This window comes from Cohnella rhizoplanae (assembly GCF_948329515.1).
GTDB classification, from domain to species: Bacteria; Bacillota; Bacilli; order Paenibacillales; family Paenibacillaceae; genus Cohnella; species Cohnella rhizoplanae.
The window spans coordinates 32,942-46,050 of the sequence record NZ_CAOJCN010000033.1 but is presented as its reverse complement, the minus strand read 5'-3'; the positions used below and the strand labels follow the sequence as shown (position 1 = coordinate 46,050).

At 61.9% G+C, this 13,109-nt stretch carries 14 protein-coding genes; all 14 read right to left on the bottom strand.

Annotated elements, in window-relative coordinates; genetic code table 11:
• Nucleotides 1-180: 180 nt before the first annotated feature.
• The 14 genes from PQG80_RS26920 to PQG80_RS26855 all read right to left on the bottom strand — a co-directional run bounded on the left by PQG80_RS26920 (nt 181) and on the right by PQG80_RS26855 (nt 13,085).
• The gene (locus tag PQG80_RS26920; protein WP_271754874.1) at nt 181-663 is read right to left on the bottom strand and encodes a hypothetical protein; all 483 of its coding nucleotides are present in this window, start codon (nt 661-663) and stop codon (nt 181-183) included.
• 703 nt (nt 664-1,366) lie between these two features.
• Nucleotides 1,367-2,050 carry a tyrosine-type recombinase/integrase gene (locus PQG80_RS26915; protein WP_271754873.1) on the bottom strand — a complete coding sequence of 228 codons (684 nt, stop codon included), beginning with the start codon at nt 2,048-2,050 and terminating at the stop codon, nt 1,367-1,369.
• A 96-nt stretch (nt 2,051-2,146) separates the two neighbouring features.
• Nucleotides 2,147-2,437: a hypothetical protein gene (locus PQG80_RS26910; protein WP_271754871.1), complete on the bottom strand. Its 291-nt coding sequence runs from the start codon at nt 2,435-2,437 to the stop codon at nt 2,147-2,149.
• 140 nt (nt 2,438-2,577) lie between these two features.
• Nucleotides 2,578-3,147 (bottom strand): hypothetical protein, encoded by a 570-nt coding sequence (locus PQG80_RS26905; protein WP_271754869.1) that lies wholly within the window; start codon nt 3,145-3,147, stop codon nt 2,578-2,580.
• Between the two features lie 166 nt (nt 3,148-3,313).
• Nucleotides 3,314-3,832, bottom strand: coding sequence for a VanZ family protein (locus tag PQG80_RS26900; protein WP_271754867.1), 519 nt, complete (start codon nt 3,830-3,832; stop codon nt 3,314-3,316).
• A gap of 21 nt (nt 3,833-3,853) precedes the next feature.
• Nucleotides 3,854-4,462, bottom strand: coding sequence for an adenylyl-sulfate kinase (gene cysC, locus PQG80_RS26895; protein ID WP_271754876.1), 609 nt, complete (start codon nt 4,460-4,462; stop codon nt 3,854-3,856).
• Between the two features lie 164 nt (nt 4,463-4,626).
• Nucleotides 4,627-6,525, bottom strand: coding sequence for an ABC transporter ATP-binding protein (locus tag PQG80_RS26890; RefSeq protein WP_271754865.1), 1,899 nt, complete (start codon nt 6,523-6,525; stop codon nt 4,627-4,629).
• A 15-nt stretch (nt 6,526-6,540) separates the two neighbouring features.
• Nucleotides 6,541-7,719 (bottom strand): nucleotidyltransferase domain-containing protein, encoded by a 1,179-nt coding sequence (locus PQG80_RS26885; RefSeq protein WP_271754863.1) that lies wholly within the window; start codon nt 7,717-7,719, stop codon nt 6,541-6,543.
• Complete coding sequence (locus tag PQG80_RS26880) at nt 7,697-8,134, bottom strand: lasso peptide biosynthesis B2 protein (RefSeq protein WP_271754862.1); 438 nt, start codon at nt 8,132-8,134, stop codon at nt 7,697-7,699. Before PQG80_RS26880 ends, PQG80_RS26885 begins: the two co-directional genes overlap by 23 nt.
• Nucleotides 8,135-8,184: 50 nt before the next feature.
• A complete protein-coding gene (locus tag PQG80_RS26875) occupies nt 8,185-8,490 on the bottom strand; it encodes a lasso peptide biosynthesis PqqD family chaperone (RefSeq protein WP_271754860.1) in 306 nt (101 codons plus the stop codon).
• Nucleotides 8,487-9,446 carry an HPr kinase/phosphorylase gene (locus PQG80_RS26870; RefSeq protein ID WP_271754859.1) on the bottom strand — a complete coding sequence of 320 codons (960 nt, stop codon included), beginning with the start codon at nt 9,444-9,446 and terminating at the stop codon, nt 8,487-8,489. The genes PQG80_RS26875 and PQG80_RS26870 overlap by 4 nt, the downstream gene beginning before the upstream one ends.
• A 220-nt stretch (nt 9,447-9,666) precedes the next feature.
• Nucleotides 9,667-9,795 (bottom strand): paeninodin family lasso peptide, encoded by a 129-nt coding sequence (locus tag PQG80_RS26865; RefSeq protein ID WP_110468926.1) that lies wholly within the window; start codon nt 9,793-9,795, stop codon nt 9,667-9,669.
• Nucleotides 9,796-9,828: 33 nt separating this feature from the next.
• Complete coding sequence (locus PQG80_RS26860) at nt 9,829-11,811, bottom strand: asparagine synthase-related protein (protein WP_271754856.1); 1,983 nt, start codon at nt 11,809-11,811, stop codon at nt 9,829-9,831.
• The gene (locus tag PQG80_RS26855) at nt 11,808-13,085 is read right to left on the bottom strand and encodes a sulfotransferase family protein (protein WP_271754854.1); all 1,278 of its coding nucleotides are present in this window, start codon (nt 13,083-13,085) and stop codon (nt 11,808-11,810) included. Before PQG80_RS26855 ends, PQG80_RS26860 begins: the two co-directional genes overlap by 4 nt.
• Nucleotides 13,086-13,109: the final 24 nt, after the last annotated feature.

The window sequence follows — 13,109 nt, the reverse complement described above, 5'->3', positions numbered from 1 at the left end:
CCATATTCACGACGCCGAGAGGCTTAAGGACCGAAGGTCCGGCTGCGCGCCAGCGCAGTTAGCCTCGCAGGTGTGTCCGCCTGAATCTGCTCCCGCGAATTCCATCTAGCGGACCGAGTGTCGGCGAAGACGGCCCGATGCGTGAATACATTGTTAGGCGAAGTTATTGTCTCCAGAGCATTAACCCAATTCAATACTCTGTATTTCAAGTTTATTTATATAGGTTTTTTGACCAAATGTATTAAATCCCTCGACCACTTTATCTTTTTTCTTATCTTCAATAAAAAAGTTAAAGGCTTTGTTACATTCAGCTATTTCAAACCTCATGGTTTCCTGACCATTCACATGCAATTTATCAAAGTCATCCATGTCACATCGACTGATTACTAGAGTATTGGTATCAAAACTTAGCAATAGATTGGTAATCTTCTCCGACGGCACTATGTCAAAATTTATTCCGTTTAGGTCAAATTTCATTCTGACTCCCCAACCAAAGCATCCCTTCTTCAAATAAACAACAGTAAATTCATTAGCTTCATTTTTTAATATGTAAATTGCATCTTTTTTTCTTATTTGATACTTATAATTTTTATTACTAAGCACTTCTGAAACTTGTCCATTTTTTTGAATGGCTAACTTAATTCTATCAAGTGTAACATCCATATACGTCTCCTACTTTTTTATGGACATGTCTTACAATAATTTCGCCTAACGTTCCCATATTCACGACGCCGAGAGGCTTAAGGACCGAAGGTCCGGCTGCGCGCCAGCGCAGTTAGCCTCGCAGGTGTGTCCGCCTGAATCTGCTCCCGCGAAATTCATCTGGCGGACCAAGGGGCCGCAGGTTCCGAAGCGTGAATACATTGTTAGATGAAGCCAGTGTCATCCTGATACACATACATTCATCATTCCATTTTTTATTTATATCGTTATTACTATTGATATTATTATTCCAATTATTGAAATCCAAACCAAATATGATTTAAAAATCGATTTCATTAAACTATCTTGTTCTTTAATTACTTTTTCATGGTCATGATTTAATTGGAGATCTGTCGCTGATCCTGAATTTGGATCTGCAATAAAACCAGACATCCCTCTATTCCCGAGTCCTTTAAAAAGTAGAGTTATAATTAGTAGCCCGAGTGATCCTAAAAATAAATAGTTGGATAGTTGTGTTAATGTCATTATTGTCCCCCTAAGAGGATTTTTACTTATTCATTGGTAAGACATTTTCTAGATAAGCTTCACACTGGTTTCATCTAACGTCTTATCTACGAACTTCAATAAAACAATTCTTTCTGATGTATTTGCGTAGTTCATGAATACCATCCATTCAGTGTATCTGTGTACGCCAACCAATCCCTTACTCCATATCCAGCGGACTCTTGATCCGTCTGATATCCTTCACGCTGACGTGGGTGTAGCGTTCGGTGGTGCGAGAGCTTTGGTGCCCGAGGAGCTCCTGAATATAGCGAAGGTCAATGCCTCCTTCCAACAGATGCGTGGCGAACGAATGGCGCAGCGCGTGGATGCTTACCTTTTTCTTGATGCCAGAGACGGCTAGCGCCTGCTCGAATACCTTTTGGGCGGATCGCTCGGTGAGATGACCGGCTCCCTTTTGGCCGGGAAAGAGCCAAGCGTCGGACGCTTCCTTCCGGATATATCGCTTGACGATCTCGAGCGCGCTATCGGACAGGACGGTCAGGCGATCTTTCCTGCCTTTTCCTTGCTTGACTAATAATGTTCGGCGTTCGTAATCAAAGTCCTGTAACCGTATTCGAACGACTTCGCCGACGCGCAAGCCCGAGGAATAGGTGATGAACAATAAGGCCTGATGCTTAAGATTGGTTAACGCGCCAAGCAGCCGTTTAACTTCGCTTAAGGAGAGTACGTTCGGAAGTTTGTTTTCTTTTCTGGGTCTCACGTAGGGTGCAGAGCTCTCCATTTGAAGTACGCGCTGTTCGTAAAATTTGATGGCGCTGATCGCTTGATTCACATAAGCGTGGGATCGCTTAAGCTCCAGCAGATCAAGCGTATATTTCTTCAAACGCCCTTCGTGATTAAGCAGCAGCTGGTCGGCGCAAGCATCCAGGTATCGCCCGACGTGGCCGCAATAGGCCTGAATCGACTTGACGCTGTATCCTCATAGCTGCAGCTGCTGACGCAGCAATCGATCGTGCGCGCGATTCCTCGCGTTTTGGCTGGTTTTAAATAGATAACATTCCTCCCGCAAGCCTGCTTCGATGTTCAAACGATCCGGAAAAGCATGCAGTAGCCGTTCTGCCATCGCGAGCGTATATGGCACTGTCCACGCAATGGCCTCGGGCACCCACCTTCTGCCTGGCAGGGTCTTGATGAGATCGATCGTGTCGCGGTCGTAGTCGAATCGAAGAGCCAGCGTCCCCTCGTCATACTTGGATAGATGGATATCCATGATATCTCCCTTTTGTGCCTGCGAGCATGCAAAAAGGGACCGAGAAGTCAAATGCGACTTCTCGGTCCCCGATGCTTTCGGCGGACGTTTTTTGTATAAACATACCATAGCATCAGTTGGATAAACAACTGATCGCTTTATTAAGACCGGCGTTTTCGCCGATACGTTTTCCAGGTCATTATGGTAGCCGCGGCAACGAGTAATAATGCGGATATATATAGGAAGCGATTGAACGACGGCGTGCCTAAGCCATGGGCGCCGCCTTTTAGATCGTCGCCTTCCATCGAGGCCTTTCCCAGGATCGCGATGGACTCTTCTGTAGTTGCCTTTAGATTGCCGCTGCATAGGTTCGTCTGCAGCTTCTGGTTCTTATCATAGTAAGCGAATACGATGTAGGATTGATTGCGATGGAACGATGTGCCGCATGAATCGGAGCCTCCGTCGAGCGCTTGAATCGTGACGCGTTTGGTCGAGACACCCTTCCAAGCTTGCTTGACCTCAAAGGTATAGGCTCTCGTTTGGCCGGATCGGAAGAAGCTGGGGAAGCCCTTGTGGACGACTTCGCCGACGAAGACGGCTGCGGCGTTAGCTAGTTTCTCTTGGGTATCTCTTGCGACGCAGCTGCAGGCGTATGCCTTGGCAGGCGGAAAGGAGAAGAGTCCGACGGCTGCAAAACTTAAAAGCAGCAATATGGAGACGTATCGCTTCATGGTTGCCTCCTTCAGCCCATACAAAGGCTACTCTCGTTATATCATATTTAACATTTTAAGGAAACTGGCGAATTCAAGTTGGCGTATGGGCCGAACAACGCAAAAAAGAGCGACCCGCGCATCGCGGATCGCTCATGTTAATAAGGGGACATTGCAATTAGATGCGTTAGGATGCGCGTCGGTCGCTCCAGAGCCGCCGATACACCGCGGCGACGCCGAAGCAGAGGGCGAGGCTTAACGCGCCGCCGGTCAGGTCCACGAGCACGTCCTGATAGGTCGGCGTGCGTGCCGCCGAATAGCGCTGATTCCACTCGTCGAGGACCGCGACGAGCCCGACGATCGCGAGCGATATCGCGGCGGCCGGCGCCGGACGAAGGCGGAACAGCCGCAGCGCGAGCGCGGTCACGGCCGCGAGCACGCCGTACACGAACAGGTGGGCGCCCTTGCGGAACAGAAACTCGATCATGCCGTACGGGTTGACGTCGCGGCGGTATTCCTTGCCGTCGTACCGGATGTCCACGCCCGGCAGCACCCGCTCCGCCTTCTCGAAGGATAGGGTGCGATTCAGCAGCGGCTGGATCGTCTGGGCGCTGTACGGCTGCGAGGATAGTTTGAAAATGGCAATGACGACGCAGCAGAGGAGAATGAGCGAAACGCGGCGCGGCCAGCTCTTTTTGTCGGACATAGCGTTCCTCTCCTTTCAAACTTAGATCACCCAGGCTTCGCCCGGTCTGCCGACGAGAACGCCGCTGGCTTCGAGATAACCGATCAAGTCGGCGACGGAATCGGTCTCCGTCCTGCTATGCGTATCGACCGTCAGCTCGGGCTGTTCGGGCACGTCGTACGGAGCGCCGATGCCCGTGAAGCTGGGAATGAGGCCGCTTCTAGCCTTTTTGTACATGCCCTTGGGATCCCTTCGTTCGCACTCTTCCAGCGGACAGTTCACGTACACCTCCGCGAAGTCCTCCGCCTCGAACATCTCTCTCACCATCCGCCGGTCCTCGGCGCCTGGCGACACGAGCGCGGCGAGCACGACCGTCCCGTTCTCCATGAACAGCTTGGCGACCTCGCCGACTCTGCGGATGTTCTCCCGCCTGTCTGCCTCCGAGAAGCCAAGCTCGCGGCACAGTCCGTGCCGCATATTGTCCCCATCCAGCACGACGCAGCTGACGCCGCGCTCGTGCAGCTCTCGCTCCAGCGCAAATGCGAGCGTGGATTTGCCCGAGCCGGGCAGCCCCGTGAACCAGAGCACGCGGCTCGCATGGCCGTGCCGCCGCTCCCGATCCGCGCGCCCGATACCCGAACGCTGCCACATCACGGCTGCCGCGGTGTTCGCGCCTCGCTGCGCTTCTACGGCACCTGCCGCCCGTGTTCCGCCCGTCTGTCCTACTGCTCGACCTGCCATACCGTCCGATCCCATCGCTTCGTGTAGGTTCATTGGAATTCCTCCTATGATCGGTCCAGGCACGGCTCCCCTACTCAACGGACGCCTGCGCCAGCCGTCTTTTCCGTATCCATGTCTGTCCGCTCTTGATCCTGCCAGGCAGTCCGGCTATCGCCATCCCGCACGATCGCCTCGCCCTGCTCCATGACAATGACTTGATCCGCGCCGCGGATCGTCGACAACCGGTGCGCGATGACGATGATCGTCATCTTCCCCTTCAGCCGGTCGATCGCCTCCTGGATGCGCGCCTCGTTGTCCGCGTCGAGCGCGCTCGTCGCCTCGTCCAGCACGAGGATCGACGGCTTGCGGAGGATCGCCCGGGCCAGCACGAGCCGCTGCCGCTCTCCGCCCGACAGGCGGATCCCGCGGTCACCGACCACGGTGTCCAGCCCCTCGGGCAATCGACGCACGAAGTCCTCCGATGCGGAGAATCGCAGCGCGGTCCACAGCGCCTCCTCGTCCGCGTCCGGACGGACCGCCAGCAGATTGTGGCGGATGCTGTCATGGAACAGGAACGGGTCCTGCGCGACATAGCTCACCGCATGCCGCAGCGCGAGACGCCGTTCCCGCAGCGCCGGCTCGCCGTCGATGAGCACCGTCCCGCGCTCCGGCTCGAGCAGTCCCATGAGCAGATCGACGAGCGTGCTCTTGCCCGCGCCGGACTTCCCCACGATCGCCGTCATCTTGCCTGCCGGGATCTTGAGGCACACGTCGCGCAGCGCATAGGCGCCCTCGTCTTCGTCGCCATAACGGAAGTACACATGCCTGCACTCGATGCCGGACTCTACCTGGAGGCCATCCGATTCCTCGGCTCGCTCTACCGATGGCGCGGCCGCCCACGGCGCGACCGCCAACGGCGCTGCTGCCGTCGTCGCTGCCATCGTCGCAGCAGCCGCATCGTCTCCATCGCCAGACTCGCGAGCTTGCGCGCAATCGCGCTCCAGCTGCCGCAGGCTGCGCAGCGCGGGGATCGAGGAGCCAATCTGTTCCGCGCCGGACTGGATCGCGGTGAACCGGGGCCATAGCCGCGCGAATAGGACCACGATGAGCAGCAGTTGGGCCGCGCCTACATGGAGCGTCTCGATCGCCAGATACGCGAACAGCGCGATCAGCGCCGCGGACGCGATCTTGTACAGGCTCGCCGTCGTCGCCTGCAGCCGGGCGAACTCGCCGAAGTTGGCTTCCATCCGCCCGGTCAGCCTTCGGAACCAGTCGAGGTAGGACGCTTCAAGCCGGTTACTCTTGATATCCTTGATCCCGTTAAAATGGTCGTTGATGCCCGCGAAGTAATGCATGGACAGCTCGCTGGTCCGGTTGCCGACATCCTTGGCCCGCCGGATCCGGCGCCGCATGACGAGCGCGATCGCCGCGCCGCAGACGAGCACCACCGCCGTTAGCTTGGCCGACAGCCAGAAGGCGATGCCGATCTGGATGACCGTGAAGATCAGCGAGGATACGAGCTGCAGCATCAGATAAGTCGCCTGGCTGACCCGCGCGAGCTCCGAGGTGAGCAGATGGTGGAAGTCGGACCGGCGCCGCCTGACGAAAAAAATCCAGTTCGAGCGCATCAGGCCCTCGTAGAGGCTCAGCCTCAGGTGACGCACGAATCCCTGCTGCAGCCGAGCGCTGCGGATGCTCTGCTCGCGCTGGAGCAGCGCCTGCACGGTCATGATCAGCACGAACGCCGCGAGCAGAACGGGCAGCGCATAGTCCGCCGGCAGGCCGCGCAGCGCCTCGAGCCATTCCCCAGCGAGCGGGATGCTGCCGGCGCCCGCATCGGCGCCCAGGAGGCCGAGCACGCCGAGCATCGGCACGAGCATGTAGATGCCGATGCCGTCGAACAGTCCGAGCGCGACCATCGCGATGAGCTGCGCGTACAGCCGCATGCCCGCATAGCCGCGCAGCCTGTTCAGATAGTACCTAAGTTCCGACATCCGGGTCCCTCGCTCTCACGTTTGCTGACGAACCTGTCTCCACAGCCATACGAACGGGCGCAGCGGAAAATAAAGAAAGTACAGGGGCCGCGGCAGCGGCAGCGCCTTCGCGTCCCTGAAGCTCGGGTAGAGCCGGCTGATCGCGTAGCGCCACTTTTGCCGCGTCGTCTTCAGCTCGAACAAGTATCGCTTGTACGCCTTCGACACCTCTCCCGCGCTCGGGTCCGTGGTCAGCACGACGGCGTCTCGGATGAAGCCGAGCGCGCGGTCCGCCAATACTCGCCCGCGGCCGCGCTCGAGGATCCTGCGCATGGACGCCGGGACCGGCGTATGCAGCAGCGCCGAGGACAGCACGATCGCCTGGCTCGCCTGGTCCAGCGCATGGTAGCGCCGCAGCAGCGGGACGATCGCGCCCCAATCCAGGCTGCGCCGCATCATCCGGTCGATATCGGCGAGCCAGCGGAGCCTGAACCAGCCGTGGCGCGCGCCGTGCGTCACCAGATACATGAACAGGTGCGCGTCTCCCGGCATATAGAGGCCTTCCGAGAGCGCGCAGGCTTGCCGGTCGCGCCAGAGCGCCTCGAACGACGGCTCCTTGCCGATGTCGCCGTTCAGCCGCCAGTGCACCTCCACCTGGATGCCCGTCGCGGGATTCGTGAAGGAGACGTGATGGATTTTCCACTTCCAATCGCCCAGACCGCGCGGGATCGGGCCGTCCGCCCGGTAGCCGAGCTCTTGGAGCAGGCCCTCTGCCTTCTCCAGATCGCCGACGGGGATCAGAATATCGAGATCCTTGGACGTCCGCAGCGAGATGTCCCCGTACAGCTGCCGGGCCAGCGCCGGTCCCTTCAGCGTCAGCGAACGAACGCCGCGATCCGCCAGCGACCTGCTCACGCGGTCCAGCTCGCCGCTGAGCCGGAGCATACGCCACGTATTCTGCCGATAGTCCCCGCTCAGCGCTTGCAGGACATCGGACGGAATCAAGCCGGCGCCGTCCGAGTCCGCGCGGATCTGCGGATAGACGCGATGATGGCGGACCAGCTTCACGAATTGATTCCAATCGATGTTCGGCAGCGGAGCGTCCTGCCGCGCTTCCGGCGCCTCCTCCGGCGCCGCTTCGCTCCGCAGCGCCTCGAGCATCGCGGTCAGCTCCCAGGGAAAAGCGGTCATATCAAGCTCGTAGGTTGGGTTCATGCTTCGCACCTTCAATCTTCTCAGTCGAATAGTCCGTGCCGAATACCGCCACCGTCGTGAACAATCGCCGCTCCCCGGCGCCCGTCAGATAGACCGGACCGCTGCGGAGCCAGGCGTGCGCGATGAGGTTGCCCTGCTTGTCCTTGGCGGTGCCGAGGTACAGCGTGCTGTCCATGCTGCGGCGCTCGAGCATTTTCTTGGCCGCGAGCGCCTGGACGAGACATTGGCTCTCCCAGAACGTATGGCGGCTCATGACCCGCACCGCCTCCGAGATGCTGCGCACGACGCGCTCCGCGGGCAGGTCGTGCACATGCGGCGTCTCCCGCATCGGCCGCCCGAGCGCCGGCGCGAGCCGGTTGAACGGGATCGCCTTCAGAATGCGCGCCCATGCCAGGTAGAAGAGCGCTTCCAGCATTAACCGCCTGCGCGCCGCGGGCCAAGCCAAGAACGCCCTTAAGCCCCGCATCAGGATGGACGCACCTCGATCAACGACTCCCGATACATATGCCGGAGGAACGCGCCGACCTCCCGTTCGCACGTAGCCCGCTCGACCTCGTACTCGGCGGCGAGCGCGTCGACCACCTGCCCGATGCCGACCGGCTCGGCGATGAGCTCCCAGATCCGGCCGCCGATGCGGCCCAGATTGTAATATTTGCCCGATTGCGTGCTGAACATGACCTTCTCGCCGTTCATGTCGCTCACCATGTTGCCTGCCGCCCTGACGACGATCTGCTCTGTATCCGCGTGGTCCGTGAAGCTAGCGTTCATCATCGTTGTTCTCCTCCTTGGTCGAAACGAATGACGGCCTGCGCGAGCCCGCGCGCCGTAAATCCTGCCGAAGGCCGCGATAACCGGCCGACGGCGATGCGGGAAGCGATGTCCGATGCGGCATGGAAATGCCAGTCGACGAGGCCGAGCCTCGGAATCAGCGCTTGCCGGTACGTATGCTGCAGCATGACGCGCAGCCGCTCCAGCGCGGGCAGCTCGCCGATCGCGATCGCGTCCCGATCCGAACGCGCCAGCTCGAACACGCCGGCCAGCGGCACCGGCTCGGCGCCGAACCGGTCCGCCACCGGGACGGCGAACTTCTCCGTCTCCCGGTAGATGGGACGGTACTGCGCGCCCTGGAGACCGAGCCCGTCGAGGCTCTCCTGCCACAGCTTCTGCTGCGGATAGGCCGGCATGACGACTGGACGGCCGCCCTCGCCTGCGGCGACCGCCACGACGTCGTCGCTGACGAGGCGATGCCCCATCCCGACGAGCGCCGCGGCGAGCGTCGACTTGCCGGCGCCCGAGTCGCCGACGAAGGCGTACGCCCGGCCGCCGATGACGACCGCGCTGCCGTGCAGCGGAAGCAGCCCGCGGAGGAGCAGCAGCGCGCCGAGGCATGTGCCGAGCAGGTAGACGCGCACCTTCTCCGGGTCGGCCCCGGGCAGCGGCGCGACCGTGATCCTGCGCCCTTCGTCGATGCAATAGACGGCCGTCTCCGGGATGAGGAACAGGAATCGTCCGCGGCCGCGCGTCAGCGAGAAATTGCTGCCCGTCGCTTCGAGCTCCTCCCGCAGCGGCCCCGGCTCGCCCGCGTCGATCGTTATATCTGCCGCGCCTGCCGCTGCGCCGCCGCCGGTCAACGGCAGCTCGGGCAGCGGGATCCGGCTCGCGATATCGAGGCCGAAGGCCCGGTGCACCGTCGCAGCCGTGCGTTCTGCCAATGCCGCATCGATCATCGTTAGTCGCTCCTTTACCGCTAAAATATTTATTTCGACCGCTAGCGCGGTTGCTTTCTTCAATAAGGGAATTACGTGCTTACTTGCGGGTTCGATGGCCGGATTCTCCTCAAACGATCGATCAAGGTAACGCGTATCACTCAAACTCATGAATAAAGAAGTCCTTATACAGCCCGTTCGGGACTGTATAAGGACGCTTGGGCAACGCTAGAGCTCCGAGTCAGCTCGGGGTGTAGATGTCCATGTCTTCCGTCGTAACGAAGTCGATGTTGGTCATGCCTTTGCCGTACATCGTTTCGCTGACGTTCAGCGTTTCGAGCTCGGGAGTTTGCCATTGTTGCTTTGCCATTTGCGTTCACCTCCTTTCAAGCGTCGGATCGTGTCAGGCATGCCGCTTGATGAATCTGTACAGAATCACGCTGCGCAGCAGGAGTCTCATCTCCGGGTGAAAAGCGAGCTCGGGCCGCGGCTCCCGCCCGATCCCTTCCGCGGCGGCGCGGATTCGGTCGACGTGGAGATAGCCGGCGACGGCCGAGTCGCTGCACAGCCGGCGCAGCTCGTCGAGCAGGCGCGGCCACATCGGCGCGGAGCGATGGATCCAATCGGCACCCTGGACGCCCCGCACCCGCTGGTTGAGCCGCACCTCGTCGGGCAGCACGGCCTTGGTCGCCCGGCGGATCAGCGCGCGGTCCATCCCGTCCCGCACGTACTGCTCGACGGGTACCGCGAGGCAGAAGCGCACGACCCGCAGATCGCTGGTCGGGTCCCGCTCCCAGACGCCGTACCGCAGGGACAGCTTGGTCGCGGTCGCGCCGTTCTTGTTGGCCGCGGCCAGGCTCGAGAGCTTGTCCCTGCGCAGCGCGAACGGGTCGGCCGCAGAACCGCCGCGTCCTTGACTTCGCCCGCCTGCGCCGCTCCCGCCTCGGCCGCCCTGCCCGCCGCGGAGCCTAGCGAATACGTCCATGCGCGCCGCGAAGTCGGGGTGGATGAGCATCGCCGGCAGATCCGGCTCCTCGCCGCCCCGCGAGCGGCCCGCCAGCGCCGGATAGGCCAGCTTGCCGAGCGCCTGCAGCAGGCGCCGTCTGCCGATGCCCTTGTTGGCGCCGAACATCCGGAGTTCCCGCGACAGCCGCATCCATTTCATGCGCTTCAGCAGCTGCGCGTAGTAGTCGAGGGCCGGTCCCCACGAGACGGTGAAGTTGCCCCGCGCGCCGGTGAGCAGTATGCCCGCTCCCCGTTCGCCGGCCCGCTCGTGAATGCCCTTCAGCCAATACGAATTTTCAAAGAATTTATAAGGCGACTCGAGCAGGTCGATCCACGCGTCGACCTCGGTGAACGGGCTGATGCCGTCGAAGTCCATGTAGGATTCCTCGATGTTGCCGACGTGCCGGACCGTCGCGGCGATGAAGGGCCGCTCGTCCGCGGCCGCATGGCCAGGCGTCCAGTCCGCGAACCCGCTGGCCGGCACGCTGCTGTAAGCCTGCAGCGTCTTGCCCTCCTGCCGCAGCGCCTGCGCCGCGAAGCCCGCGACCGCGCCCGAGTCGAGTCCGCCGCTCAGCGTCGCCGCCACCTCGCGGTGCGTGCGCGTCCGGCAGCGCACCGCCTCGCCGAACACGTCGCGCATCGCTTCCTCGTACTCGCCGTCCGACTTCAGCCGCAGCGGCTCGGCCGGCTCGATCGTGCCGTAGGCTTCGAGGCGGGCACGGCCGTCCGCGAAGACGATCGCGTGGCCCGCCGGCACCTGCCGGACGCCCAGGTAAGGCGTGGCGCCGGCGTCGGTGGACTCGAACATCTCCGGGATCGCCATGAACTCGGCGAGCCACGCCTCGTCCAGCCGGCGCCCCGTGTCCGGCAGCGCCAGCAGCGGCGCCATCGTCGTGGCGAAGGCGAGCCGTCCGGCGCCGATGTGATAATAGAGCGACCGGCTGCCGAACAGGTCCCGCGCGCCGAACAGCTCCCGGCGGTCCGCGTCCCAGATCATGAAGGCGAAGTCGCCGATCAGATGCGACGGCGCGAGCCGCCCCCATCTGCGGTAGGCGAGCAGGATGAGCTCGCTGTCCGTCATCGCCGAGCGCCTGCCCGCGGGCACCTCGAGCCGGTCGAACAGCTCGCCCCGGTTGTCGAGGATGGCGTCCGCGGCGATCCGCAGTCCGCCGGTCATGCCGCCGGCATCGCCGTCCGGCATCCGCTCCCCCACCGACTCCGGCGTGATCCAGCGGATGCGGCAACCGAGGAACGCCGGTCCGCCGCGCCACGTTCGCGCGTCGTCCGCGACATACCCGTTCATCGCGTCCATCATCGCTTCGCCGTCCGCCGCCGAAGCTTCCAGGCCGTCGAACCGGACGATCCCCGCCAGCGCGCTCACTTCTTGCCTCCGCCGGTCATGTAGGCCGACGCGAACCGGGACAGCCGCTTGCCGAAGGGGATCGCCGACTTGAGCCAGTCGGCCTTGCGCTTCATCGCCCCGAGCTGCGCGCGGAGATAACGCTGCTCCCGGATGCCGGATTCGAGGCGCATCTCCAGCGCGCGGACGGTCATCTGCAGCTGGCGCACCTGATCGTCGGCCGCGACCGCCGGGGCGGCGCTGGCGCTCGGAGCGCCGCTGACGCCGGTAGCGCCGCTGACGCCTAGAACGCCGCCTGCTCCGCCAGCGCCCCCGCTGCGCATCGCATATTCCGGCTCCCAGCGGCAACCGGTCGCCTCCGCCAGCTGCCGCTCCCGCAGCTTCAGCATCGCCCCGTCCGGCTCCCGCCCGAAGCGGACGCCCGTCCAGCGCTCGACCTCCGCCAGCGCCTCGCCGTAGCCGAGCGCCTCGAAGGTCTCGGCCCCGAGCAGGCGGACGTACAGCTCCGCCTCGCGCTTCGTGAGCGTCTCCTTCCAGGCGTCGACGGCGTCCGTGTGCGGCGCCGCATGGTCCGCGACGTTCGGATCCCCGACGCCCATGCTGAAGTACAGCTCGGACTTCGCCGTTCCCATGCGCTCGCCGTAGCGCTCCATTCCTTCCTCGTAAGCCGTGCCGAGGAACCGGCATACGCCCTCCAGCTCCCCGCGCGGGTCGGCGACGAGCGCCTCATAGCGAAGCCGGTACGCGAGCGGGTCGGGCTTCGCGAAGTACCGCATGTAGCGCATCAGCCCGATCGTGAGATCCGCGGCCTTGATGTCGAACGCGGCGCCCTCCAGCATGCCTGCCAGATCCGCCGCGCCGCCGCGGGAGGCGCCGAGCTTCTTGTACGAGGCGAGCACCGCCAGCGGATTGCGGACGAGCCAGATGCGACGGGACCGCGGGAACAGCGCGTCGATGAACTCGAGCAGGTAGTAGTATCTCGGCGACTTGTCGACGATCATGTCCGCACCCCCGCCGCCTCGCAGCAGGCCGTTGTAGGCTTCGACCGCGAACGCCCGGCAAGCCTTCTCGAACGCTTCGTCCGGCAGCACGCCGCCGAAGAACCGCTCGAGGATCGGTCCGCCCCCGTAGGCCCGCCGCTGGGGCGCCTTCAGGTCGAGCAGGCTCATCAGGAACCACATCTCCTGCGCGGCGAACAGCCTGCTGTGATTTTGCAGCATGACCGTGGCCAGGGAGCTGCCGCTCCGCGGCGTGCAGAGCAGGAATACCAGATTGTTGCCTTGCGCGTCGACCATTCTCGGCGCCTCCTTATCGACTGG